Origin of the sequence: Verrucosispora sp. WMMA2121 (assembly GCF_027460185.1) — a bacterium.
Lineage (GTDB): Bacteria > Actinomycetota > Actinomycetes > Mycobacteriales > Micromonosporaceae > Micromonospora > Micromonospora palythoicola.
Genome location: NZ_JAPZBH010000004.1, coordinates 1,204,450 through 1,226,028, shown reverse-complemented (window position 1 = coordinate 1,226,028; position 21,579 = coordinate 1,204,450). Strand labels below are relative to the sequence as shown.

The window sequence follows — 21,579 nt, the reverse complement described above, 5'->3', positions numbered from 1 at the left end:
CGATAAGTAGGGATTGAAGTGGCCGCCGCAGACGCGCTCGCCAACGTACGCAACATCGGCATCATGGCGCACATCGATGCCGGTAAGACCACTACCACCGAGCGAATCCTGTTTTACACCGGTATCACGTACAAGATCGGTGAGGTCCACGAGGGCGCCGCCGTCATGGACTGGATGGAGCAGGAGCAGGAGCGCGGTATCACCATCACTTCCGCCGCCACGAAGTGCGAGTGGAAGGGCCACACGATCCAGATCATCGACACGCCCGGCCACGTCGACTTCACGGTCGAGGTGGAGCGGTCGTTGCGGGTGCTGGACGGTGCGGTCGCGGTCTACGACGGCGTGGCCGGCGTGGAGCCGCAGACGGAGAACGTCTGGCGTCAGGCGGACAAGTACAACGTCCCGCGGATGTGCTTCGTCAACAAGCTCGACCGGACCGGTGCCGACTTCTTCCGCTGCGTGCAGATGATGATCGACCGGCTGAACGCCACCCCGCTGGTGCTCCAGATTCCGATCGGGCTCGAGGGAGACCACATCGGCGTCGTCGACCTGGTCAACATGCGCGCCCTCACCTGGCGCGGGGAGACCCAGAAGGGTGAGGATTACGCGATCGAGGAGATCCCGGCCGACCTGGCCGACTCCGCGGCCGAGTGGCGCGAGAAGCTGATGGAGACCCTGGCCGACGTCGACGACTCGGTGATGGAGAAGTACCTGGAGGGCGAGGAGATCTCCGTCGCGGAGATCAAGGCCGCCATCCGGCGGGCCACCATCGCCAGCAAGGCGAACCCGGTGCTCTGCGGCTCGGCGTTCAAGAACAAGGGCGTGCAGCCCATGCTCGACGCCGTCATCGACTACCTGCCGTCGCCGCTGGACATCCCGGCGATCGAGGGTACGGCGACCGACGGTGAGACGCCGATGCAGCGTAAGCCGTCCACCTCGGAGCCCTTCTCCGGCCTGGCGTTCAAGATCCAGACCGACAAGCACCTCGGCAAGCTCACCTACGTCCGGGTCTACTCCGGCGTGGTCGAGTCCGGGTCCCAGGTGGTCAACTCCACCAAGGACCGCAAGGAGCGGGTCGGCAAGATCTACCAGATGCACGCCAACAAGCGGGAGGAGCGCAGCTCCGCCAAGGCCGGCGACATCATCGCGGTGCAGGGCCTGAAGCAGACCACCACCGGTGACACCCTGTGTGACCCGGCGAATCCGGTCATCCTGGAGTCGATGACCTTCCCGGAGCCGGTCATCGAGGTGGCCATCGAGCCGAAGACCAAGGCTGACCAGGAGAAGCTCAGCACCGCCATCCAGCGGCTGGCCGAGGAGGACCCGACCTTCCGCGTCAAGCTGGACGACCAGACCGGCCAGACGGTCATCTCCGGCATGGGCGAGCTGCACCTGGACATCCTGGTCGACCGGATGCGCCGCGAGTTCAACGTCGAGGCGAACATCGGTAAGCCGCAGGTGGCGTACCGTGAGACCATCCGCCGCGCGGTGGAGAAGGTCGAGTACACCCACAAGAAGCAGACGGGTGGTTCCGGCCAGTACGCCCGGGTGATCGTCAGCCTGGAGCCGCTGCCGCTGGGCAACGACTCGCCGACCTACGAGTTCGCCAACGCCGTCACCGGTGGCCGCATCCCCCGGGAGTTCATTCCTTCCGTGGACGCGGGCGCGCAGGACGCGATGCAGTACGGCGTTCTCGCCGGCTTCCCGCTGGTCGGTGTCAAGCTGACGCTGCTGGACGGCCAGTACCACGAGGTCGACTCGTCCGAGATGGCATTCAAGATCGCCGGCTCGATGGTGATGAAGGACGCGGCCCGCAAGGCCGATCCCGCGCTGCTCGAGCCGATGATGGCTGTTGAGGTCACCACTCCCGAGGAGAACATGGGTGACGTCATCGGCGACCTCAACTCCCGACGCGGCATCATCCAGGCGATGGAGGAGCGCAGCGGCGCCCGTGTCGTCCGTGCGCTGGTGCCGTTGTCGGAGATGTTCGGCTACGTCGGCGACCTGCGGTCGAAGACCCAGGGCCGGGCTAGCTACAGCATGCAGTTCGACTCCTACGCCGAAGTGCCGCAGAGCGTGGCGAAGGAGATCATCGCCAAGGCGACGGGTGAGTGACGCTCACCTGACGTGATCGGATGATCCGACGGTGGTCGCGGGAGGAATTCCCCGACCGCGACCACCTCGGTCGGATTGTGTGAATTCCGGGCCTGTAGGCTTCATCGCCGCAGAACCCACAAAGCTCTCCGGCCGTCAGGCCGGAAAGGCTGTCGACAGAGTCCTAAGCGCCACTCCTGGCGCACCGGGGCGAACGAACCAAGAAGTCCACAGGAGGACACCAGTGGCGAAGGCGAAGTTCGAGCGGACTAAGCCGCACGTCAACATCGGCACCATTGGTCACATCGACCACGGTAAGACGACGCTGACGGCGGCCATCACCAAGGTCCTGCACGACCAGTACCCGGACCTGAACCCGTACACGCCGTTCGACGAGATCGACAAGGCGCCCGAGGAGAAGGCTCGCGGCATCACGATCTCGATCGCGCACGTCGAGTACCAGACCGAGGCGCGGCACTACGCGCACGTCGACTGCCCCGGTCACGCCGACTACATCAAGAACATGATCACCGGTGCCGCCCAGATGGACGGCGCGATCCTGGTGGTTGCGGCGACCGACGGCCCGATGCCGCAGACCCGCGAGCACGTGCTGCTGGCCCGCCAGGTCGGCGTGCCGTACATCGTCGTGGCGCTGAACAAGAGCGACATGGTCGACGACGAGGAGCTCCTGGAGCTCGTCGAGCTCGAGGTCCGCGAGCTGCTCTCGGCCCAGGAGTACCCGGGTGACGACCTGCCGGTCGTGCGCGTCTCGGCGCTCAAGGCCCTGGAGGGCGACCCGGAGTGGACCGGTCGCCTGCTGGAGCTGATGAACGCGGTCGACACCGCGATCCCGCAGCCGGAGCGCGAGACCGAGAAGCCGTTCCTGATGCCGATCGAGGACGTCTTCACGATCACCGGTCGTGGCACGGTCGTCACCGGCCGCGCGGAGCGCGGCGTGCTCAAGCCGAACGAGGAGGTGGAGATCGTCGGTATCCGCGAGAAGTCGCAGAAGACGGTCTGCACCGGCATCGAGATGTTCCGCAAGCTGCTCGACGAGGCCCGCGCGGGTGAGAACGTCGGTCTGCTGCTGCGCGGCATCAAGCGCGAGGACGTCGAGCGCGGCATGGTGGTCGTCAAGCCGGGCACCAGCACCCCGCACACGGAGTTCGAGGCGACGGTCTACATCCTCTCCAAGGAGGAGGGCGGCCGGCACACCCCGTTCTTCCAGAACTACCGTCCGCAGTTCTACTTCCGGACCACGGACGTCACCGGTGTCGTCACCCTCCCCGAGGGCACCGAGATGGTCATGCCGGGCGACAACACCACGATGACCGTGAAGCTGATCCAGCCCATCGCGATGGAGGACAACCTCAAGTTCGCGATCCGGGAGGGTGGCCGTACGGTCGGCGCTGGTCGCGTCACCAAGATCATCAAGTGAGCTGGGTAACCCCGATTAGACCCGCCGCCGGTCGTGCGGCATACTAGTCAGGTTGCGTAACGACAGTTCGCCGCCCGTGTTCGGCTTCCGCTGAACCTCCGGGTAGGCAGAGCAGTCGGGCGTGGGGTGGTTGGCGGCCCGTCCGCCAACCACCCTCGCGCGGCGTTCAGGTCGCCTCAGTGCGACCGGCGCCCGGACCCACCGCGGTCAGGATCGCTCCGGTATCCCGGGGCGGAGCCTGGCCCCAGGGCGCGACACGCCCGACCGCGGGGGTGGGCGAAGAGGGTCTGTGCCAGCCGGTACAGGCACCCGCAACACAGCGGCATCGAGAGAAGGAACAGAAGCCACCATGGCGGGACAGAAGATCCGCATCCGGCTCAAGGCCTATGACCACGAGGTCGTCGACTCCTCGGCTCGGAAGATCGTCGAGACGGTGACGCGTACCGGGGCGCAGGTCGCGGGCCCGGTGCCGCTGCCCACGGAGATCAACCGTTTCTGCGTCATCCGCTCGCCGCACAAGTACAAGGACTCGCGCGAGCACTTCGAGATGCGTACGCACAAGCGACTGATCGACATCATCGACCCGACCCCGAAGACGGTCGACTCGCTCATGCGCCTCGACCTGCCGGCTGGCGTCGACATCGAGATCAAGCTGTAGGGACCGGACACATGGACAGGCAAGTTAAGGGGATCCTGGGCGCGAAGCTCGGCATGACCCAGGTCTGGGACAACAACCGCGTTGTCCCGGTGACCGTGGTTCAGGCCGGCCCCTGCGTCATCACCCAGGTTCGTGACGCCGACAAGGACGGTTACTCCGCGGTCCAGCTGGCGTACGGGACGATCGACCCGCGCAAGGCCAAGAAGCCGCTGCGTGGTCACTACGCCAAGGCCGACGTGGCGCCGCGCCGGCACATCGTCGAGCTGCGTACCAGCGACGCCGCGGACTACTCGCTCGGCCAGGAGGTCACGGTCGAGGAGTTCCCGGCCGGTGTCTCGATCGACGTGACCGGCAAGACCAAGGGCAAGGGCTACGCCGGCCCGATGAAGCGGCACGGCTTCCACGGTCTGCGCGCCAGCCACGGTGTCGAGCGCAAGCACCGCTCGCCGGGCTCGATCGGCGCCTGCGCCACCCCGGGTCGCGTCTTCAAGGGCACCCGGATGGCCGGCCGCATGGGCGGCGTGCGCTACACCGTGCAGAACCTGACCGTCCAGGCGGTCGACACCGAGAACAATCTCCTGCTCGTCCGTGGCGCCATCCCCGGCCCCAAGGGCGCGCTGGTCCTGGTCCGTACCGCGGCCAAGGCCAAGGCGAAGAAGGGCGGTGCGGGCAAGTGACCACCGTTGACGTCCTCAACTCAGAGGGCACCAAGACCGGCTCGGTCGAGCTGCCCGCCGACATCTTCGACGCGCAGGCCAACATCGCGCTGATGCACCAGGTCGTCGTGGCGCAGTTGGCCGCCGCCCGGCAGGGCACCCACAAGACCAAGACCCGGGGCGAGGTCGCCGGCGGCGGCAAGAAGCCCTACAAGCAGAAGGGCACCGGTCGGGCCCGCCAGGGCTCGATCCGCGCGCCGCAGTTCGCCGGCGGTGGCGTGGTCCACGGCCCGGTGCCGCGCGACTACAGCCAGCGCACCCCGAAGAAGATGAAGGCCGCCGCGCTGCGTGGCGCCCTGTCGGACCGGGCGCGCGCCGGGCAGGTGCACGTCGTCGAGGCGTTCGTCTCGGGCGAGAAGCCGTCGACCAAGGCCGCGCTGGCCGCGCTCGCCAAGCTGACCACCGCCCGGCGGGTGCTGGTCGTGCTGAGCAGCACCGACGAGCTGAACTGGGTGTCGCTGCGCAACGAGCCGCGGGTGCACCTGATCGAAGCCGGCCAGCTCAACACGTACGACGTGCTGGTGGCCGACGACGTGGTCTTCACCAAGGAGGCCCTGGACGAGTTCCTGGGCGTCCCGGCCGAGACCACCGAGGAGGGTGGCAAGTGAGCACGATCGCCGATCCGCGCGACATCATCGTCGCGCCGGTCGTCTCGGAGAAGAGCTACAGCGAGCTGAACCGCAACTGGTACACCTTCCTGGTGCACCCGGACGCGAACAAGACCGCGATCAAGATCGCTATCGAGCAGATCTTCAACGTCCGTGTCCTGACGGTCAACACGCTCAACCGCGAGGGCAAGCGCAAGCGGACCCGTACCGGGTTCGGCAAGCGCAAGGACACCAAGCGGGCGATGGTGAAGCTGGCTGAGGGCGACCGCATCGAGGCCTTCGGCGGCCCGGTCAGCTGAGGGGTGTAGACAATGGCTATCCGTAAGTACAAGCCGACGACGCCGGGCCGGCGTGGCTCCAGCGTCGCCGACTTCGCCGAGATCACCCGGTCGACTCCCGAGAAGTCGCTGCTGGTCCCGCTGCCCAAGAAGGGCGGCCGGAACGTGCACGGCCGGATCACCGCTCGTCACCAGGGTGGCGGCCACAAGCGGCAGTACCGGCTGATCGACTTCAAGCGGGTCGACAAGGACGGCGTGCCGGCCAAGGTCGCGCACATCGAGTACGACCCGAACCGCACCGCGCGGATCGCGCTGCTGCACTACGCCGACGGCGAGAAGCGTTACATCATCGCGCCGAAGGACCTGAAGCAGGGCGACACGGTCGAGTCGGGTCCGAGTGCCGACATCAAGCCGGGCAACAACCTGCCGCTGCGCAACATCCCGGTCGGTACCACGATCCACAACGTGGAACTGCGTCCGGGCGGTGGCGCCAAGCTGGCCCGCTCGGCCGGCGTCGGCATCCAGCTGCTCGGCCGGGAGGGCGCGTACGCGACCCTGCGTATGCCGTCCGGTGAGATCCGGCGGGTGGACGTGCGCTGCCGCGCCAGCGTCGGTGAGATCGGCAACGCCGACCAGTCGAACATCAACTGGGGTAAGGCCGGCCGGATGCGCTGGAAGGGCAAGCGCCCGACCGTCCGTGGTGTCGCCATGAACCCGGTCGACCACCCGCACGGTGGTGGTGAGGGCAAGACCTCCGGTGGTCGCCACCCGGTCAACCCGCAGGGTAAGCCCGAGGGCCGCACCCGTCGTAAGGGCCAGCCGAGTGACCGGCTGATCGTCCGCCGTCGCTACGCCACGCGTAAGCGCGGCTGAGGGAGATAAGACATGCCTCGCAGCCTGAAGAAGGGCCCGTTCATCGACGACCACCTGCTCAAGAAGGTGGAGACGCAGAACGAGAAGGGCTCGAAGAACGTCATCAAGACCTGGTCGCGCCGCTCGACGATCATCCCGGAGATGCTCGGGCACACGATCGCCGTGCACGACGGACGCAAGCACGTCCCGGTGTTCGTGACCGAGGCGATGGTCGGGCACAAGCTCGGCGAGTTCGCGCTGACCCGCACGTTCAAGGGTCACGAAAAGGACGACCGGAAGAGCCGCCGGCGCTGACGCCGCGGGCATACGGATAGAGGATCAAGGGGTTACAGCGATGCCAGGAAAGGGCGACGCTCCGGTGCTTCCGGGCGCGCGGGCGGTTGCGCGGTACGTGCGCATCTCGCCGATGAAGGCGCGCCGGGTGGTCAACCTCGTCCGCGGCCTGCCCGCGAAGGAGGCGCTCACGGTGCTGCAGTTCGCGCCGCAGGCTGCGAGCGAGCAGGTGTACAAGGTGCTCGCGAGCGCGATCGCCAACGCGGAGAACAACGAGCGGCTGGACCCCGACGCGCTGCTCGTCAGCGAGGCGTTCGTGGACGAGGGCCCGACGATGAAGCGGTTCCAGCCACGGGCGCAGGGCCGGGCGTACCGGATCCGCAAGCGCACCTGCCACATCACCGTGGCGGTCGAGGCGGTCGCGCCGGCCGCGCCGAGGAAGTCGGCGAACAAGGCGGCTCCGGCGAAGCAGACCGCGCCGGCCGAGACGCAGAGCAACACGGAGGGCGCCGAGTAATGGGTCAGAAGGTTCACCCGCACGGGTTCCGGCTCGGCATCTCGACCGACTGGAAGTCCCGCTGGTTCGCGGACAAGCTCTACAAGGACTACATCGGCGAGGATGTCAAGATCCGCCGGATGATGTCCAAGGGGCTGGAGCGCGCCGGCATTTCCAAGGTCGACATCGAGCGCACCCGCGACCGGGTCCGGGTCGACATCCACACCGCGCGGCCGGGCATCGTCATCGGCCGTAAGGGCGCCGAGGCCGACCGGATCCGCGGCGAGTTGGAGAAGCTCACCGGCAAGCAGGTGCAGCTGAACATCATCGAGGTGAAGAACCCCGAGTCGGACGCGCAGCTGGTCGCCCAGGGCGTCGCCGAGCAGCTCTCCAGCCGGGTCAGCTTCCGTCGCGCGATGCGTAAGGCGATGCAGTCGGCGATGAAGAACCCGATGTGCAAGGGCATCCGGGTGCAGGTCTCGGGTCGCCTCGGCGGCGCCGAGATGAGCCGGACGGAGTTCTACCGCGAGGGTCGGGTTCCGCTGCACACGCTGCGGGCCAACATCGAGTACGGCTTCTTCGAGGCCCGTACCACCTTCGGCCGCATCGGCGTGAAGGTCTGGATCTACAAGGGCGACGCGGTGCCGGGTCGGGAGGCTCCGGCCGAGGCTCCGTCGCGCCCGCGCCGGGAGCGCGGTGACCGGCCCGAGCGGCCGCGCCGTGGTCGGTCGGGTTCGTCCGGCACGACCTCCGGTGGCACCGAGGCCGGCCGGGCTGCCGCGACGACCGTCGCGCAGCAGGCTGAGACGCCGAGCGGCGAGCCGGTCGACAGCGCTGCTGTCGCGGCCGCGGCTTCGGCTCCGGCAGAAACGCAGCAGGAGGGCTGACAGATGCTGATGCCGCGCAAGCCCCCGAAGGGCTTCCGCAAGCCGCACCACCCGGACCGCAGCGGCGCGTCCAAGGGCGGCAACCGGGTGGTGTTCGGCGAGTTCGGGATCCAGGCTCTGGAGCCGGCGTACGTGACCAACCGGCAGATCGAGTCGGCGCGTATCGCGATGACCCGCCACATCAAGCGTGGCGGCAAGGTCTGGATCACCATCTTCCCGGACCAGGCCCTCACCAAGAAGCCGGCGGAAACCCGGATGGGTTCCGGTAAGGGCTCGCCCGAGTGGTGGGTCGCGAACGTCAAGCCCGGGCGGGTCCTCTTCGAGATGTCCTTCCCGAACGAGCAGATCGCGCGAGAGGCGATGCGTCGCGCGATCCACAAGCTCCCGATGAAGTGCCGCATTGTTACGCGCGAAGTGGGTGAATCCTGATGGCAGCGGGCGTTAAGGCCTCCGAGCTGCGTGAGCTCTCCGAGGAGGAGCTGGTCACGAAGCTGCGTGAGGCCAAGGCGGAGCTGTTCAACCTCCGCGTGCAGGCCGCAACCGGGCAGCTGGACAACAACCGGCGGCTGCAGGTCATCCGTCGGGAGATCGCCCGGATCTACACGATCATGCGTGAGCGTGAGCTGGGGCTCTCGGCCGCGCCGACTGAGGTGACTGCTTCATGAGCGAGAACACGACCCCCACCAAGCCGCGGGGCCGCCGTAAGGTCCGCGAGGGCCTCGTGGTCAGCGACAAGATGGAAAAGACCGTCGTGGTCGAGGTCGAGGACCGAGTCAAGCACGCGCTGTACGGCAAGATCATGCGCCGGACCAGCAAGCTCAAGGTCCACGACGAGCAGAACTCCGCCGGCATCGGCGACCGCGTCCTGATCATGGAGACCCGGCCGCTCTCCGCCACCAAGCGGTGGCGGCTCGTGGAGATCCTCGAGAAGGCCAAGTAGCGAAGGCTCGAGCTCGGCCGGGACGGTCGGGCGCAGGTTCCGCCAGGCTCCGGCCGCCCCGGCGGCCGGAGAACCGGCAGACATAGGAGATAGACGTGATTCAGCAGGAGTCGCGACTGCGCGTCGCCGACAACACGGGTGCCCGGGAGATCCTGTGCATCCGGGTTCTCGGTGGCTCCGGTCGGCGCTACGCGAGCATCGGCGACGTCATCGTGGCCACCGTCAAGGACGCGATCCCGGGTGCCGGTGTGAAGAAGGGCGACGTGGTCAAGGCTGTCGTCGTCCGCACCGCCAAGGAGAAGCGGCGGCCGGACGGTTCGTACATCCGCTTCGACGAGAACGCCGCCGTCATCATCAAGGACGGTGGGGACCCGCGCGGTACCCGCATCTTCGGCCCGGTCGGCCGCGAGCTGCGGGACAAGCGGTTCATGAAGATCATCTCTCTCGCGCCGGAGGTGTTGTGACCGTGAAGGTCAAGAAGGGCGACACGGTCGTCGTCATCGCCGGCAAGGACAAGGGTGCCAAGGGCAAGGTCATCGCGGCCTACCCGCGGCAGGACAAGGTCCTGGTCGAGGGCGTGAACCGGATCAAGAAGCACACTCGCATCAGCACCACCCAGCGTGGCGCCAAGACCGGTGGCATCGTCACCCAGGAGGCCCCGATCCACGTCTCGAACGTGATGGTCGTGGACTCCGACGGCAAGCCGACCCGCGTCGGCTACCGGATCGACGAGAACGGCCAGAAGGTCCGCATCGCGCGTAGCACCGGTAAGGACCTGTGATGACCACGGCTACCGAAACCAAGACCATGCCGCGCCTCAAGGAGCGGTACCGCAACGAGATCATCGCTCAGCTGCGCGAGCAGTACGAGTACGGCAACCCGATGCAGGTGCCGCGGCTGGTCAAGATCGTCGTGAACATGGGTGTGGGCGAGGCCGCCCGGGACGCCAAGCTCATCGACGGTGCGGTCCGTGACCTGGCCACCATCACCGGCCAGAAGCCGCAGGTCCGGCGGGCGACGAAGTCCATCGCGCAGTTCAAGCTGCGGGAGGGCATGCCGATCGGCGCGAAGGTGACCCTGCGCGGCGACCGGATGTGGGAGTTCCTGGACCGGCTGCTGTCCATCGCGCTGCCGCGTATCCGCGACTTCCGCGGCCTGGACGGGCGCAAGCTCGACGGGCACGGCAACTACACGTTCGGTCTGACCGAGCAGTCGGTGTTCCACGAGATCGACCAGGACAAGATCGATCGCCAGCGGGGCATGGACATCACGGTGGTCACGACCGCCACGACCGACGACGAGGGCCGGGCGCTGTTGAAGCTCCTGGGCTTCCCGTTCAAGGAGAACTGAGATGGCCAAGAAGGCGCTGATCCTCAAGGCGGCCGCGAAGCCGAAGTTCTCGGTTCGCGCGTACACCCGCTGCCAGCGGTGCGGGCGTCCCAAGGCGGTCTACCGCAAGTTCGGGCTCTGCCGGGTGTGCATCCGGGAGATGGCCCACCGCGGTGAGCTGCCCGGCGTGTCCAAGGCTTCCTGGTAATAGTCCGGCGCGCTGCGGCGCGTCAGCTGGACTGTCTCTTCGCCGTAGGCCTGCGACGTGTCGCGGGAACCCCGGCGAGAAAGGTTGACGAGTTTTCATGACGATGACCGACCCGATCGCAGACATGCTCACGCGTCTGCGTAACGCCAACCAGGCGTACCACGACCGGGTGACGATGCCGTACTCGAAGATCAAGGCGAACATCGCCGAGGTCCTCAAGTCCGAGGGTTACATCGCCACCTGGGCAGTCGAGGAGCCCGAGGAGGGTGCCGTCGGCAAGCGACTGGTCGTCGAGCTGAAGTACGGCCAGAACCGGGAGCGGAGCCTGGCCGGCATCAAGCGCGTCTCCAAGCCCGGTCTGCGGGTGTACGCCAAGTCGGACGGGCTCCCCCGGGTGCTCGGTGGGCTGGGCGTGGCGATCATTTCGACGTCCCAGGGACTGCTCACCGACCGGCAGGCCCGCAAGCGGAGCGTTGGCGGGGAAGTCCTCGCCTTCGTCTGGTAACGGGAGACAGGTAGAAATGTCGCGTATTGGACGTAAGTCGATCCCGGTGCCATCCGGAGTCGACGTGACGATCGACGGCCGGACCGTCAAGGTCAAGGGCCCCAAGGGCGAGCTGTCGCACACCCTGGCCGAGCCGATCACCATCGAGCGGGCCGAGGACGGGCAGTTGAGCGTCAACCGCCCGAACGACGAGCGCAAGGCCAAGGAACTGCACGGCCTGAGCCGTACCCTGGTCGCCAACATGATCGTCGGGGTCACCGAGGGCTACCGTAAGAGCCTGGAGATCGCCGGCACCGGTTACCGGGTCACCGCCAAGGGCAAGGACCTGGAGTTCGCGCTCGGGTTCTCGCACCCGGTGCAGGTGCAGGCGCCCGAGGGCATCACCTTCACGGTGGAGCGGCCGACACTGTTCCACGTGGCCGGCATCGACAAGCAGCTCGTCGGTGAGGTCGCCGCCAACATCCGGAAGATCCGCCCGCCGGAGCCCTACAAGGGCAAGGGCGTGAAGTACCAGGGCGAAGTCATCCGACGCAAGGCCGGAAAGGCAGGTAAGAAGTGAGCGCCACGCTGCTCAAGCGCCGCCGCGGCGTCGCCGCCAAGCGTGCCGTCGGGCGGGCGCGGCGGCACTTCCGAGTGCGCAAGAACGTCAGCGGCACCGCCGCGCGTCCCCGCCTGGTGGTCACCCGTTCGCTGCGGCACATCGTCGCCCAGATCGTGGACGACACCAAGGGTCACACCTTGGCGTCGGCCTCGACCCTGGACGCCTCGGTGCGCGGCACGGAGGGCGACAAGAGCGCCCTGGCTGGCAAGGTCGGCACGCTGCTGGCCGAGCGGGCCAAGGCCGCGGGCATCTCCAAGGTCGTCTTCGACCGCGGCGGCAACCGGTACGCGGGGCGGGTAGCCGCGCTCGCCGCCGCCGCCCGCGAAGCCGGGCTCGAGTTCTGACAATCCCCGTCACGAGAGAGAAGGAAGGCTGCTGATGCCAGGTCAACAGCGCCGTGGCGGCGGGTCCGGTGGCAACGAGGGTGGTCGCCGCGACAACCGCCGTGAGGGCGGCCGCGGAAACGCGCCCGCCGAGAAGACCCCGCACCTCGAGCGGGTCGTCGCGATCAACCGCGTCGCCAAGGTCGTGAAGGGTGGTCGTCGCTTCAGCTTCACCGCCCTGGTGATCGTGGGCGACGGCGACGGCACCGTCGGCGTGGGCTACGGAAAGGCCAAGGAGGTGCCCGCGGCGATCGCCAAGGGCGTCGAGGAGGCCAAGAAGCACTTCTTCAAGGTGCCGCGGATCGGTTCCTCGATCCCGCACCCGGTCACGGGCGAGGACGCCGCCGGGGTGGTGCTGCTCAAGCCGGCCTCCGCCGGTACGGGTGTCATCGCCGGTGGACCGGTCCGTGCCGTGCTGGAGTGCGCGGGCATCCACGACGTGCTCTCCAAGAGCCTGGGCTCGTCGAACCCGATCAACATCGTGCACGCCACCGTGGCCGCGCTGAAGGGGCTGGAGTCCCCGGAGGCCGTGGCCGCGCGGCGGGGCCTGCCGGTGGAGGACGTCGCGCCGGCGGCCATGCTGGCCTCGCGGGCGGAGGTGGCGTCCTGATGGCACGTCTCAAGGTCACCCAGGTCCGTTCCGAGATCGGGACCAAGCGCAACCAGCGGGAGTCGCTGCGTTCGCTCGGTCTCAAGCGGATCAATGACGTGGTGGTCAAGGAGGACCGGCCCGAGATTCGCGGCATGATCTTCACGGTCAACCACCTCGTGAAGGTCGAGGAGGTCGAGTAATGACGATCAAGGTCCATCACCTGCGTCCGGCGCCGGGTGCCAAGACCGCGAAGACCCGTGTGGGTCGCGGTGAAGGCTCCAAGGGCAAGACCGCCGGTCGCGGTACCAAGGGTTCGAAGGCCCGGAAGAACATCTCGGCGGCGTTCGAGGGTGGGCAGATGCCCATTCACATGCGCCTGCCGAAGCTGAAGGGCTTCAAGAACAAGTTCAAGGTGGTCTTCCAGGTCGTCAACCTGGACCGCCTGGCCGAGCTGTTCCCCAACGGTGGCCAGGTCGGCCCGACCGAACTGGTCGAGGCCGGCGCGGTCCGCAAGGGACAGCCGGTGAAGGTTCTCGGCACCGGGGACCTCGGCGGGGTGGCGCTTCAGGTGTCGGCGCACGCGTTCAGCGCGTCGGCCAAGGAGAAGATCACCGCTGCCGGTGGTTCGGTCACCGAGCTGTAGGGCTGTTTCACCCATGGCGCCCGCCAGTTGATCCCAGCTGGCGGGCGCCATGGTCTACAACGGGCCTGTCCGCCCGGTAACATCGGATTCGGTTTATGTAGCCGGGCACATCTGCCCGGACCGGGATCGGGCTGTTAGAGTCCCTTCCCAGCCATGGATATCGGGCACTTGCCCGGAACCCACCCCGACCCGCCAGGGACGACCGGCGGCCCGCCTCGCGCAGGAGGAAGAAGTTGCTGTCCGCCTTTCTCAGTGCGTTCCGTACGCCTGACCTGCGCAAGAAGCTGCTGTTCACAGTCGGCATCATCGCGATCTACCGGCTCGGCGCCACGGTGCCCAGCCCGGGCGTCTCGTACGGCAACGTGCAGAAGTGCCTGGAGTCCATCGAGGGCTCGACTGGCGTCCTGAACCTGCTCGACCTCTTCTCCGGCGGCGCGCTGCTGCAGCTGTCGATCTTCGCGCTGGGCATCATGCCCTACATCACCGCGTCGATCATCCTGCAGCTGCTCACGGTGGTCATTCCCCGGCTGGAGCAGCTCCGCAAGGAGGGCCAGGCCGGCCAGGCGAAGATCACCCAGTACACCCGCTACCTGACGCTGGGGCTGGGTGTCCTCCAGGCCTCGGCGTTCGTGGCGCTGGCCCGCTCCGGGCAGCTGTTCAACAACCAGTGCAACGAGGAGATCATCCCGACCGGCACCGGCATCCCGGACTGGCTGACCCTGTCCATCCTGGTGATGACGATGACCGCCGGCACCGGCATGGTCATGTGGCTCGGTGAGCTGATCACCGACCGCGGCGTCGGCAACGGCATGTCCGTCCTGATCTTCACCTCGATCGCGGCCCGGCTGCCCAGCGAGGGCTGGCGGATCAAGGAGAGCCAGGGCTGGTGGAAGTTCATGCTCGTCATCGCCTTGGTGCTGGTGGTCATCACCGCGGTCACCTTCATCGAGCAGGCGCAGCGCCGCATCCCGGTGCAGTACGCCAAGCGCATGATCGGCCGGCGGATGTACGGCGGCACCTCGACCTACATCCCGCTGAAGGTCAACCAGGCGGGTGTGATCCCGGTCATCTTCGGCTCCTCGCTGCTCTACCTGCCGCAGCTGGCGTTGCAGTTCTTCGACCAGAACGACCCGGGCAAGACCCAGGCGTGGATCCAGAACAACCTGGTCGACCCGACCAGCCCGATCTACATCGCGGTCTACTTCCTGCTGATCATCTTCTTCACGTACTTCTACGTCTCGATCACGTTCAACCCGACCGAGGTCGCGGACAACATGAAGAAGTACGGCGGCTTCGTGCCGGGCATCCGCCCCGGTAAGCCGACCGCCGACTACCTGGACTTCATCCTCAGCCGCATCACCCTGCCGGGTGCGCTGTACCTCGCGATCATCTCGATCCTGCCGAACTTCTTCTTCATCTGGCTCGACCGGCAGCAGTACCTCAACTTCCCGTTCGGTGGTACCGCTGTGCTCATCATGGTCGGCGTGGCTCTGGAGACGAGCAAGCAGATCGAGAGTCAACTGATGCAGCGGAACTACGAAGGGTTCCTGCGGTAGATGAGACTGGTTCTGGTGGGCCCGCCGGGTGCGGGCAAGGGCACACAGGCGGAGTTCATCGCCGCGCACCTGTCCGTGCCGAAGATCTCGACCGGCGACATCTTCCGGGCCAACGTGTCCCAGGGCACCCCGCTCGGCGTCGAGGCCAAGCGGTACATGGACGCCGGCAAGCTGGTGCCGGACGAGGTCACCATCAACATGGTGCGCGACCGACTCGCTGAGCCCGACGCCGCCGAGGGTTTCCTGCTCGACGGGTTTCCCCGGACCACCCCGCAGGCCGCCGCACTGGACAAGCTCCTCGCCGATCTCGGCACCGCGCTGGACATCGTGCTCGAACTGGTCGTCGACGACGACGAGGTGATCCGGCGGCTCTCCGGCCGGCGCACCTGCCGGGGCTGCGGCAAGATCTGGCACGTCGAGTTCGATCCGACCAGCCGGGAGGGCATCTGCGACCGGTGCGGTGCGGAGCTGTTCCAGCGGGACGACGACAAGCCGGAGACCATCGCCGCGCGGCTGCGGGAGTACGCCGAGAAGACCGCGCCGCTCGTGGACTACTACGGCGCGCAGGGCAAGCTGGTCGGCATCGACGCCACCGGCCCGGTGGAGGACGTCACGGTCCGCGCCATCGACGCTCTTCGCTCGTACGGGGGCTGAGGTCGGCCGGCTGCCGGCCGGATAGAGTGCGGACAGCGGGGTACGCGGGTCGTACCCCGCTGCTTCGGCAACGAAAGGTAGCGCCTCCATGCGTCGTCCCCAGCTGGACATCCAGCTGAAGACCCCTGAGCAGATCGAGAAGATGCGTGCCGCCGGCCTCGTGGTCGCCGAGGCGCTGCGCCGGATGCGGGAGGCGGTCGCTCCCGGCGTGAGCACCGCCGACCTGGACGCGATCGCCGAGACGACGATCCGTGCGGCGGGAGCGGTTCCGTCGTTCAAGGGCTACCACGGCTTTCCGGCGTCGATCTGCTCCTCGGTGAACGAGCAGATCGTGCACGCGATCCCGTCGCCGGAGCAGGTCCTCGCCGACGGCGACCTGATCTCGATCGACTGCGGCGCGGTGCTCGACGGATGGCACGGCGATGCGGCGATCACGGTCGGCGTGGGCGAGGTCGACCCGGCGCTGCTGCGGATGGCCGAGGTCGCCGAGGACGCGATGTGGGCGGGCATCGCCGCAGCCGCGCGCGGTGCCGCCAGCGGCAAGGGTCGACTGACCGACATCTCGCACGCGGTGGAGCGCGCGGTACGCAAGGCGGGGCGTTACGGCATCGTCGACGGCTACGGCGGCCACGGCATCGGCACCGAGATGCACCAGGATCCGCACGTGCTCAACCACGGCCGGCCGGGCAAGGGGCCCCGGCTGGTGCCGGGGCTGGCGCTGGCCATCGAGCCGATGATCACGATGGGTTCGCCGCGTACCGCGGAGCTCGCCGACGGCTGGACCGTCGTCACCCGCGACGGCTCCCGGGCCGCGCACGTCGAGCACAGCATGGCCCTGCTACCGGACGGGGTGTGGGTGCTCACCGCGTTCGACGGCGGTCGAGCCCGCCTCGGCGACCTGGTCACCGCTCGCCAGCCGAGCACCACGCCGACCGCCTGACGCGGCAGCGGCGGCGGTGCCGACGGCTGCCGCGGCGCGACGGCGACAGGGCGGCGCTGGCCCAGCGATGGCATGCTTGCCGGCATGGACGAGCGGGACGCGATGCGGGCAGCGGACTCCGACCGGCAGGCCGTCGCCGACCGCCTCCGGGTCGCCCTCGACGAGGGGCGACTCGACCTGCACGAGTACGACGACCGGTTGCAGCGGGCCTATGCCGCCCGCACGTACGCCGAACTGGATGCTCTCGTCGGTGACCTGCCGGCGCCCCTCGGTGCGGAGCTGCCGGAGCCTCGGGGCGCGAGCGTCCCGGTGCCGGCCGAGGCCGGGCGCGGGCTGACCGCGCGCTGGCTGGCCGAGGTCTGGGAACCCTGGCTCAAGGTGGTCGGGATCGTGGTGGCCGTCTGGGCCGTCACGTCACTGGCGGCCGGGGAGGCGCTCTACTTCTGGCCGGGCTGGGTCGCGGGTCCGTGGGGCGCGGTCGTGCTGGTGCGTACCGTCACCGGGCTGGCCAGCGGTGAGCCCGCGCGGTGGGCGGCCGAGCGGGAGCGTCGCCGGCGGCGGAAGGCCGACAAGCGGGCGCTCAAGCGTGAACGTAAGGCCCTGGGCCGGCAGCAGCCGGATGCCATCGGTCCGGCGGCGAGCACCGAGCCCGACCCAGCCACCGGCGCCCCGGTGCGCGAGCCCGACCAGGGCCCTGACCGGGGCGATGTGGGCTGAACGTCCGGTTTCCTGGACCCGGTCGAGCCCAGGTGGCCGGTCGGTTTGGCGACGACGTGCAGGCGGGCGTACACTTTCTGATCGGCGCGCAGCGTCCACTCCGCCATGCCCACCAGCGCTTCGGTGGGCCGCGGAGCCGCGGCTGGCGCGGGAAGCCTGATCTTGGTCAAGCCCCCGTGTAAGACGTTGTGAGCCGTCCGGAGCAACCGACGTCAGGACAGCGGAGGACATGCCGAAAAAAGACGGAGCCATCGAGATCGAAGGTCGGGTCATCGAGCCCCTGCCGAACGCCATGTTCCGGGTGGAGCTCGCCAACGGCCACAAGGTGCTGGCTCACATCAGCGGCAAGATGCGGCAGCACTACATCCGCATCCTGCCGGAGGATCGGGTCGTCGTCGAGCTCTCGCCGTACGACCTGACCCGCGGGCGCATCGTCTACCGCTACAAGTAAGCCTGACGACGGCCGGGAAACGTCCCGTGTCCGTCTTCGACGTCCGGTCTCGCGCCTCGCGATGCCGGGCCAGATGGGAAGTAAGGCAACCGTGAAGGTCAAGCCGAGCGTCAAGAGGATCTGCAACAAGTGCCGGGTGATCCGCCGGCACGGCCGGGTCATGGTCATCTGCACCGACCCGCGCCACAAGCAGCGCCAGGGCTGAACCAGCCCACACATCACATGCTCGTCCCAGCCGCGAGCGGTGCGCAGCGCGTACTCAATCGTGGTTGACCCCCGGTCGAAGGCCGGGGCCCGCTCGGGCAGCGACCGATCCCGGTCGCCGGCGCCATTGGCGCCGGAGGGACAGGGACGGCCGGTAGCGGGGTGGGACGGGTCCACACCTTCGCCAGCACACCACGAGGAGTACGCCCGCACATGGCACGTCTAGTCGGCGTCGACCTTCCCCGCGAGAAGCGGATGGAGATCGCGCTCACCTACATCTTCGGCGTGGGCCGCACCCGCGCCCTGGAGACGCTCAGCGCCACCGGCATCTCGCCGGACAAGCGCGTTCGGGACCTCACGGACGAGGAGCTGGTCCAGCTCCGGAACCACATCGAGGCCAACTACAAGGTTGAAGGCGACCTGCGCCGCGAGGTCGCCGCTGATATCCGCCGCAAGGTCGAGATCGGCTGCTACGCCGGCATCCGGCACCGCCGGGGCCTGCCCGTGCGTGGCCAGCGGACCAAGACCAACGCGCGGACCCGCAAGGGCCCGAAGCGGACTGTCGCCGGCAAGAAGAAGCCCGGCAAGAAGTAATAGTTCTTAAACCGGAATGCTGGTCGTTCTCCGTCGAGGTAGGGCGGGCTCCAACTGGAACCGGTGTCTACCTGATCAACGGGGCTAACAGCCAGATCCGATCGAGAACCTTATTCAGGAGCGCACAGACTTATGCCACCGAAGGCTCGTGCCGGAGCCGCCGTAAAGAAGGTCCGGCGCAAGGAACGCAAGAACGTCGCCCACGGGCAGGCGCACATCAAGAGCACCTTCAACAACACCATCGTCTCGATCACCGATCCGACTGGTGCCGTCATCTCCTGGGCCTCGTCCGGCCAGGTGGGCTTCAAGGGCTCCCGCAAGTCGACTCCGTTCGCCGCGCAGCTGGCCGCCGAGGCCGCCGCGCGTCGGGCCATGGAGCACGGCATGCGCAAGGTCGACGTGTTCGTCAAGGGCCCCGGCTCCGGCCGGGAGACCGCGATCCGTTCGCTGCAGGCCGTGGGCCTCGAGGTCGGGCAGATCTCCGACGTCACCCCGCAGCCGCACAACGGGTGCCGTCCGCCGAAGCGTCGTCGGGTCTGAGAGGTAGAGAGAGATGGCTCGTTACACCGGTGCTGACTGCCGCCGTTGCCGGCGGGAGAAGATGAAGCTGTTCCTCAAGGGCAGCAAGTGCGATGGTCCGAAGTGCCCGTTCGAGTCCCGGCCGTTCCCGCCCGGGCAGCACGGCCGCGGCCGCACGAAGGAGACGGAGTACCTGCTCCAGCTCCGTGAGAAGCAGAAGGCCCGTCGCGTGTACGGCGTGCTGGAGAAGCAGTTCCGCGGCTACTACGAGGAGGCCGTGAGCAAGAAGGCCAAGACCGGCGAGGTGCTGCTGCAGATCCTCGAGTCGCGGCTGGACAACGTGGTCTACCGGGCCGGCTACGCCAAGTCCCGGGACATGGCCCGTCAGCTGGTCAAGCACGGTCACTTCACGGTGAACGGCAAGAAGGTCGACATCCCGTCGTACCGCGTCAAGGAGCACGACATCATCGAGGTCCGGGGCAAGAGCAAGGAGCTCACCCCGTTCATCGTGGCCCAGGCCGAGGCCGGCTCCAAGACCGTTCCGGCGTGGCTGGAGGCGATCCCCAGCCAGATGAAGGTCCTGGTGCACTCGCTCCCGGCCCGACAGGTGATCGACACCCAGGTCCAGGAGCAGCTGATCGTCGAGCTCTACTCCAAGTAGGAGCTCGTTGCGGTGGTCCGCCCGGCCGGGCGGACCACCGGAACAGTTTGTGTCGTGGGCGTCATATGGCGGGCGCCCCGGAAGAGAAGAGAAGACATGCTCATCAGCCAGCGACCGACCCTCTCCGAGGAGTCGATCAACGAGACCCGGTCCCGGTTCACCATCGAGCCGCTGGAGCCGGGCTTCGGCTACACCCTGGGCAACTCGCTGCGGCGTACGCTGCTGTCGTCGATCCCGGGTGCGGCCGTCACCTCGATCAAGATCGACGGTGTGCTGCACGAGTTCACCACGATCCCCGGGGTCAAGGAGGACGTGGTCGAGCTCGTCATGAACATCAAGGAGCTGTGCGTCAGCTCCGAGCACGACGAGCCGGTCAGCATGTACCTGCGCAAGCAGGGACCGGGCGACGTGACCGCGGGTGACATCCAGCCGCCGGCCGGCGTCTCGGTGCACAACCCGGACCTGAAGCTGGCCACCCTCAACGGCAAGGGCCGGCTCGACATGGAGCTGACCGTCGAGCGGGGGCGTGGCTACGTCACGGCGGCGCAGAACAAGCAGGCGGGCGCGGAGATCGGCCGGATCCCGGTCGACTCGATCTACTCGCCGGTGCTCAAGGTCACCTACCGGGTCGAGGCGACCCGGGTCGAGCAGCGGACGGACTTCGACCGGCTGATCATCGATGTCGAGACCAAGCCGTCCATGGGCCCCCGCACCGCACTGGCCTCGGCCGGTTCGACGCTGGTGGAGCTGTTCGGGTTGGCCCGTGAGCTGGACGAGACGGCCGAGGGCATCGACATCGGCCCGTCACCGCAGGACGCGCAGCTGGCGGCGGACCTGGCCCTGCCGATCGAGGAGCTGGACCTGACCGTCCGCTCCTACAACTGCCTCAAGCGCGAGGGCATCAACTCCGTTGGTGAGCTCATCGGGCGTACCGAGGCCGACCTCCTCGATATAAGGAACTTCGGTCAGAAGTCGATCGACGAGGTCAAGATGAAGCTCGCCGGGATGGGTCTCGGGCTGAAGGACTCGGCTCCGAACTTCGACCCGGCGCACGTCGTGGACGCCTTCGGCGAGGCCGACTACGACACCGACGACTACCGCGAGACCGAGCAGCTCTAGTCCGCGCTGCCGCCACACCTGAGGAGCACCAAGCATGCCCACGCCCACCAAGGGCCCCCGCCTCGGCGGCAGCCCCGCGCACGAGCGGCTGATGCTGGCCAACCTGGCCACCGCGCTGTTCCAGCACGGCAAGATCCAGACCACCGAGACCAAGGCCCGGCGGCTGCGTCCGCTCGCCGAGCAGCTGATCACCAAGGCCAAGCGGGGCGACCTCGCGTCGCGTCGGCGGGTGCTGACCGTGGTCAAGGACAAGGACGTGGTCTACGCCCTGTTCGACCAGATCGCGCCGCGGTACGCCAACCGCAGCGGCGGCTACACCCGGATCGTGAAGACCGGTCCGCGCAAGGGTGACGCCGCTCCGATGGCGATCATCGAGCTGGTCGAGGAGCTTCAGGTCGCCGAGCCGAAGGCGAACAAGAAGACCGCCGGGCGCAAGGCCGCCCAGCAGGACAAGGTCGAGGCGCTGGCACCGGCCGACGAGGCCCCCGCGACCCGGTCGGCCGACCAGGACGCCGAGCCGCCGCAGTCGGCCTCCGGTGACACCGCCGCTGCCCGCGAGGACAGCGACCTGGCCACCGAGGAAGGCAAGGCCTGACCAAGGCCGGTTGAACAGGCCCTGAGGCCGTTGTCGGGCCCGGCATC

The 21,579-nt window shown here is 67.9% G+C and carries 33 protein-coding genes and 1 pseudogene; all 34 read left to right on the top strand.

What is annotated here, in order from left to right; translation table 11 throughout:
• The first annotated feature begins 18 nt into the window (after positions 1 to 18).
• Positions 19 to 2,115: an elongation factor G gene (gene fusA / locus O7605_RS06350; RefSeq protein WP_269738311.1), complete on the top strand. Its 2,097-nt coding sequence runs from the start codon at positions 19 to 21 to the stop codon at positions 2,113 to 2,115.
• Between the two features lie 223 nt (positions 2,116 to 2,338).
• Positions 2,339 to 3,532, top strand: a complete 1,194-nt coding sequence (gene tuf, locus O7605_RS06345; protein ID WP_099849588.1) for an elongation factor Tu — start codon at positions 2,339 to 2,341, stop codon at positions 3,530 to 3,532.
• Between the two features lie 349 nt (positions 3,533 to 3,881).
• A complete protein-coding gene (rpsJ, locus tag O7605_RS06340) occupies positions 3,882 to 4,190 on the top strand; it encodes a 30S ribosomal protein S10 (RefSeq protein ID WP_007073037.1) in 309 nt (102 codons plus the stop codon).
• Between the two features lie 11 nt (positions 4,191 to 4,201).
• A complete protein-coding gene (rplC, locus tag O7605_RS06335; protein WP_164447885.1) occupies positions 4,202 to 4,867 on the top strand; it encodes a 50S ribosomal protein L3 in 666 nt (221 codons plus the stop codon).
• The gene (gene rplD / locus O7605_RS06330; protein WP_269738310.1) at positions 4,864 to 5,514 is read left to right on the top strand and encodes a 50S ribosomal protein L4; all 651 of its coding nucleotides are present in this window, start codon (positions 4,864 to 4,866) and stop codon (positions 5,512 to 5,514) included. Before rplC ends, rplD begins: the two co-directional genes overlap by 4 nt.
• On the top strand, positions 5,511 to 5,813 hold the full coding sequence (gene rplW / locus O7605_RS06325) for a 50S ribosomal protein L23 (protein WP_093403611.1): 303 nt from the start codon (positions 5,511 to 5,513) through the stop codon (positions 5,811 to 5,813). The genes rplD and rplW overlap by 4 nt, the downstream gene beginning before the upstream one ends.
• 12 nt (positions 5,814 to 5,825) lie before the next feature.
• Positions 5,826 to 6,665 (top strand): 50S ribosomal protein L2, encoded by an 840-nt coding sequence (rplB, locus tag O7605_RS06320; protein ID WP_093403613.1) that lies wholly within the window; start codon positions 5,826 to 5,828, stop codon positions 6,663 to 6,665.
• Between the two features lie 12 nt (positions 6,666 to 6,677).
• The gene (gene rpsS / locus O7605_RS06315; RefSeq protein ID WP_013735950.1) at positions 6,678 to 6,959 is read left to right on the top strand and encodes a 30S ribosomal protein S19; all 282 of its coding nucleotides are present in this window, start codon (positions 6,678 to 6,680) and stop codon (positions 6,957 to 6,959) included.
• 40 nt (positions 6,960 to 6,999) lie between these two features.
• A complete protein-coding gene (gene rplV, locus O7605_RS06310; RefSeq protein WP_164447883.1) occupies positions 7,000 to 7,455 on the top strand; it encodes a 50S ribosomal protein L22 in 456 nt (151 codons plus the stop codon).
• Positions 7,455 to 8,321 carry a 30S ribosomal protein S3 gene (gene rpsC, locus O7605_RS06305; RefSeq protein ID WP_164447882.1) on the top strand — a complete coding sequence of 289 codons (867 nt, stop codon included), beginning with the start codon at positions 7,455 to 7,457 and terminating at the stop codon, positions 8,319 to 8,321. The genes rplV and rpsC overlap by 1 nt, the downstream gene beginning before the upstream one ends.
• 3 nt (positions 8,322 to 8,324) lie before the next feature.
• Positions 8,325 to 8,750, top strand: coding sequence for a 50S ribosomal protein L16 (gene rplP / locus O7605_RS06300; RefSeq protein ID WP_007465292.1), 426 nt, complete (start codon positions 8,325 to 8,327; stop codon positions 8,748 to 8,750).
• Positions 8,750 to 8,986 carry a 50S ribosomal protein L29 gene (gene rpmC / locus O7605_RS06295; protein ID WP_007073028.1) on the top strand — a complete coding sequence of 79 codons (237 nt, stop codon included), beginning with the start codon at positions 8,750 to 8,752 and terminating at the stop codon, positions 8,984 to 8,986. The genes rplP and rpmC overlap by 1 nt, the downstream gene beginning before the upstream one ends.
• Positions 8,983 to 9,261 (top strand): 30S ribosomal protein S17, encoded by a 279-nt coding sequence (gene rpsQ, locus O7605_RS06290; protein ID WP_093403616.1) that lies wholly within the window; start codon positions 8,983 to 8,985, stop codon positions 9,259 to 9,261. The genes rpmC and rpsQ overlap by 4 nt, the downstream gene beginning before the upstream one ends.
• Positions 9,262 to 9,356: 95 nt before the next feature.
• Complete coding sequence (rplN, locus tag O7605_RS06285; RefSeq protein ID WP_007073026.1) at positions 9,357 to 9,725, top strand: 50S ribosomal protein L14; 369 nt, start codon at positions 9,357 to 9,359, stop codon at positions 9,723 to 9,725.
• Positions 9,722 to 10,042: a 50S ribosomal protein L24 gene (gene rplX / locus O7605_RS06280; protein ID WP_170863408.1), complete on the top strand. Its 321-nt coding sequence runs from the start codon at positions 9,722 to 9,724 to the stop codon at positions 10,040 to 10,042. The genes rplN and rplX overlap by 4 nt, the downstream gene beginning before the upstream one ends.
• Complete coding sequence (gene rplE, locus O7605_RS06275) at positions 10,042 to 10,611, top strand: 50S ribosomal protein L5 (protein ID WP_093403618.1); 570 nt, start codon at positions 10,042 to 10,044, stop codon at positions 10,609 to 10,611. Before rplX ends, rplE begins: the two co-directional genes overlap by 1 nt.
• 1 nt (position 10,612) lies before the next feature.
• Positions 10,613 to 10,798, top strand: a complete 186-nt coding sequence (locus tag O7605_RS06270) for a type Z 30S ribosomal protein S14 (protein WP_007073023.1) — start codon at positions 10,613 to 10,615, stop codon at positions 10,796 to 10,798.
• Between the two features lie 97 nt (positions 10,799 to 10,895).
• Positions 10,896 to 11,303 carry a 30S ribosomal protein S8 gene (gene rpsH / locus O7605_RS06265; RefSeq protein WP_093403619.1) on the top strand — a complete coding sequence of 136 codons (408 nt, stop codon included), beginning with the start codon at positions 10,896 to 10,898 and terminating at the stop codon, positions 11,301 to 11,303.
• A gap of 16 nt (positions 11,304 to 11,319) precedes the next feature.
• Entirely contained in the window at positions 11,320 to 11,862 is a 543-nt protein-coding gene (gene rplF / locus O7605_RS06260) for a 50S ribosomal protein L6 (RefSeq protein ID WP_093403620.1), read from the top strand.
• The gene (gene rplR, locus O7605_RS06255; protein WP_269738309.1) at positions 11,859 to 12,248 is read left to right on the top strand and encodes a 50S ribosomal protein L18; all 390 of its coding nucleotides are present in this window, start codon (positions 11,859 to 11,861) and stop codon (positions 12,246 to 12,248) included. Before rplF ends, rplR begins: the two co-directional genes overlap by 4 nt.
• Before the next feature lie 34 nt (positions 12,249 to 12,282).
• The gene (rpsE, locus tag O7605_RS06250; RefSeq protein WP_093403623.1) at positions 12,283 to 12,897 is read left to right on the top strand and encodes a 30S ribosomal protein S5; all 615 of its coding nucleotides are present in this window, start codon (positions 12,283 to 12,285) and stop codon (positions 12,895 to 12,897) included.
• Positions 12,897 to 13,079 carry a 50S ribosomal protein L30 gene (rpmD, locus tag O7605_RS06245; RefSeq protein WP_018784560.1) on the top strand — a complete coding sequence of 61 codons (183 nt, stop codon included), beginning with the start codon at positions 12,897 to 12,899 and terminating at the stop codon, positions 13,077 to 13,079. Before rpsE ends, rpmD begins: the two co-directional genes overlap by 1 nt.
• Positions 13,079 to 13,522, top strand: coding sequence for a 50S ribosomal protein L15 (gene rplO / locus O7605_RS06240; RefSeq protein WP_164447881.1), 444 nt, complete (start codon positions 13,079 to 13,081; stop codon positions 13,520 to 13,522). The genes rpmD and rplO overlap by 1 nt, the downstream gene beginning before the upstream one ends.
• A 233-nt stretch (positions 13,523 to 13,755) precedes the next feature.
• A complete protein-coding gene (gene secY / locus O7605_RS06235) occupies positions 13,756 to 15,078 on the top strand; it encodes a preprotein translocase subunit SecY (RefSeq protein WP_269738308.1) in 1,323 nt (440 codons plus the stop codon).
• Entirely contained in the window at positions 15,079 to 15,732 is a 654-nt protein-coding gene (locus O7605_RS06230; RefSeq protein ID WP_164447879.1) for an adenylate kinase, read from the top strand.
• 88 nt (positions 15,733 to 15,820) lie between these two features.
• The gene (map, locus tag O7605_RS06225) at positions 15,821 to 16,672 is read left to right on the top strand and encodes a type I methionyl aminopeptidase (protein ID WP_269738307.1); all 852 of its coding nucleotides are present in this window, start codon (positions 15,821 to 15,823) and stop codon (positions 16,670 to 16,672) included.
• Positions 16,673 to 16,774: 102 nt separating this feature from the next.
• Positions 16,775 to 17,293: pseudogene (locus O7605_RS06220) on the top strand (DUF1707 SHOCT-like domain-containing protein); the annotation flags it as partial.
• Between the two features lie 325 nt (positions 17,294 to 17,618).
• The gene (infA, locus tag O7605_RS06215) at positions 17,619 to 17,840 is read left to right on the top strand and encodes a translation initiation factor IF-1 (RefSeq protein WP_007073013.1); all 222 of its coding nucleotides are present in this window, start codon (positions 17,619 to 17,621) and stop codon (positions 17,838 to 17,840) included.
• Between the two features lie 91 nt (positions 17,841 to 17,931).
• On the top strand, positions 17,932 to 18,045 hold the full coding sequence (gene rpmJ, locus O7605_RS06210) for a 50S ribosomal protein L36 (RefSeq protein WP_012184307.1): 114 nt from the start codon (positions 17,932 to 17,934) through the stop codon (positions 18,043 to 18,045).
• Between the two features lie 212 nt (positions 18,046 to 18,257).
• Positions 18,258 to 18,638, top strand: coding sequence for a 30S ribosomal protein S13 (rpsM, locus tag O7605_RS06205; protein WP_093403631.1), 381 nt, complete (start codon positions 18,258 to 18,260; stop codon positions 18,636 to 18,638).
• Between the two features lie 132 nt (positions 18,639 to 18,770).
• Positions 18,771 to 19,178: a 30S ribosomal protein S11 gene (gene rpsK, locus O7605_RS06200; protein WP_013288613.1), complete on the top strand. Its 408-nt coding sequence runs from the start codon at positions 18,771 to 18,773 to the stop codon at positions 19,176 to 19,178.
• A gap of 13 nt (positions 19,179 to 19,191) precedes the next feature.
• On the top strand, positions 19,192 to 19,818 hold the full coding sequence (gene rpsD, locus O7605_RS06195) for a 30S ribosomal protein S4 (protein ID WP_093403633.1): 627 nt from the start codon (positions 19,192 to 19,194) through the stop codon (positions 19,816 to 19,818).
• 96 nt (positions 19,819 to 19,914) lie between these two features.
• Entirely contained in the window at positions 19,915 to 20,937 is a 1,023-nt protein-coding gene (locus O7605_RS06190; protein ID WP_013735931.1) for a DNA-directed RNA polymerase subunit alpha, read from the top strand.
• A gap of 34 nt (positions 20,938 to 20,971) precedes the next feature.
• On the top strand, positions 20,972 to 21,532 hold the full coding sequence (gene rplQ, locus O7605_RS06185; protein WP_269738305.1) for a 50S ribosomal protein L17: 561 nt from the start codon (positions 20,972 to 20,974) through the stop codon (positions 21,530 to 21,532).
• The last annotated feature ends 47 nt before the right edge of the window (positions 21,533 to 21,579 follow it).

Coding starts and splice junctions, on each gene's coding strand:
- rpsQ (WP_093403616.1), top strand. CDS start 8,983: ATGAGCGAGAACACGACCCCCACCAAGCCGCGGGGCCGCCGTAAGGTC.
- rpsS (WP_013735950.1), top strand. CDS start 6,678: ATGCCTCGCAGCCTGAAGAAGGGCCCGTTCATCGACGACCACCTGCTC.
- rpmC (WP_007073028.1), top strand. CDS start 8,750: ATGGCAGCGGGCGTTAAGGCCTCCGAGCTGCGTGAGCTCTCCGAGGAG.
- O7605_RS06270 (WP_007073023.1), top strand. CDS start 10,613: ATGGCCAAGAAGGCGCTGATCCTCAAGGCGGCCGCGAAGCCGAAGTTC.
- O7605_RS06190 (WP_013735931.1), top strand. CDS start 19,915: ATGCTCATCAGCCAGCGACCGACCCTCTCCGAGGAGTCGATCAACGAG.
- infA (WP_007073013.1), top strand. CDS start 17,619: ATGCCGAAAAAAGACGGAGCCATCGAGATCGAAGGTCGGGTCATCGAG.
- rpsK (WP_013288613.1), top strand. CDS start 18,771: ATGCCACCGAAGGCTCGTGCCGGAGCCGCCGTAAAGAAGGTCCGGCGC.
- rplB (WP_093403613.1), top strand. CDS start 5,826: ATGGCTATCCGTAAGTACAAGCCGACGACGCCGGGCCGGCGTGGCTCC.
- rpmD (WP_018784560.1), top strand. CDS start 12,897: ATGGCACGTCTCAAGGTCACCCAGGTCCGTTCCGAGATCGGGACCAAG.
- O7605_RS06230 (WP_164447879.1), top strand. CDS start 15,079: ATGAGACTGGTTCTGGTGGGCCCGCCGGGTGCGGGCAAGGGCACACAG.
- rplO (WP_164447881.1), top strand. CDS start 13,079: ATGACGATCAAGGTCCATCACCTGCGTCCGGCGCCGGGTGCCAAGACC.
- rplE (WP_093403618.1), top strand. CDS start 10,042: ATGACCACGGCTACCGAAACCAAGACCATGCCGCGCCTCAAGGAGCGG.
- rplP (WP_007465292.1), top strand. CDS start 8,325: ATGCTGATGCCGCGCAAGCCCCCGAAGGGCTTCCGCAAGCCGCACCAC.
- rplV (WP_164447883.1), top strand. CDS start 7,000: ATGCCAGGAAAGGGCGACGCTCCGGTGCTTCCGGGCGCGCGGGCGGTT.
- rplF (WP_093403620.1), top strand. CDS start 11,320: ATGTCGCGTATTGGACGTAAGTCGATCCCGGTGCCATCCGGAGTCGAC.
- rpsD (WP_093403633.1), top strand. CDS start 19,192: ATGGCTCGTTACACCGGTGCTGACTGCCGCCGTTGCCGGCGGGAGAAG.
- rpsM (WP_093403631.1), top strand. CDS start 18,258: ATGGCACGTCTAGTCGGCGTCGACCTTCCCCGCGAGAAGCGGATGGAG.
- map (WP_269738307.1), top strand. CDS start 15,821: ATGCGTCGTCCCCAGCTGGACATCCAGCTGAAGACCCCTGAGCAGATC.
- rplQ (WP_269738305.1), top strand. CDS start 20,972: ATGCCCACGCCCACCAAGGGCCCCCGCCTCGGCGGCAGCCCCGCGCAC.
- rpsJ (WP_007073037.1), top strand. CDS start 3,882: ATGGCGGGACAGAAGATCCGCATCCGGCTCAAGGCCTATGACCACGAG.
- rplC (WP_164447885.1), top strand. CDS start 4,202: ATGGACAGGCAAGTTAAGGGGATCCTGGGCGCGAAGCTCGGCATGACC.
- rpsC (WP_164447882.1), top strand. CDS start 7,455: ATGGGTCAGAAGGTTCACCCGCACGGGTTCCGGCTCGGCATCTCGACC.
- rpsH (WP_093403619.1), top strand. CDS start 10,896: ATGACGATGACCGACCCGATCGCAGACATGCTCACGCGTCTGCGTAAC.
- rpsE (WP_093403623.1), top strand. CDS start 12,283: ATGCCAGGTCAACAGCGCCGTGGCGGCGGGTCCGGTGGCAACGAGGGT.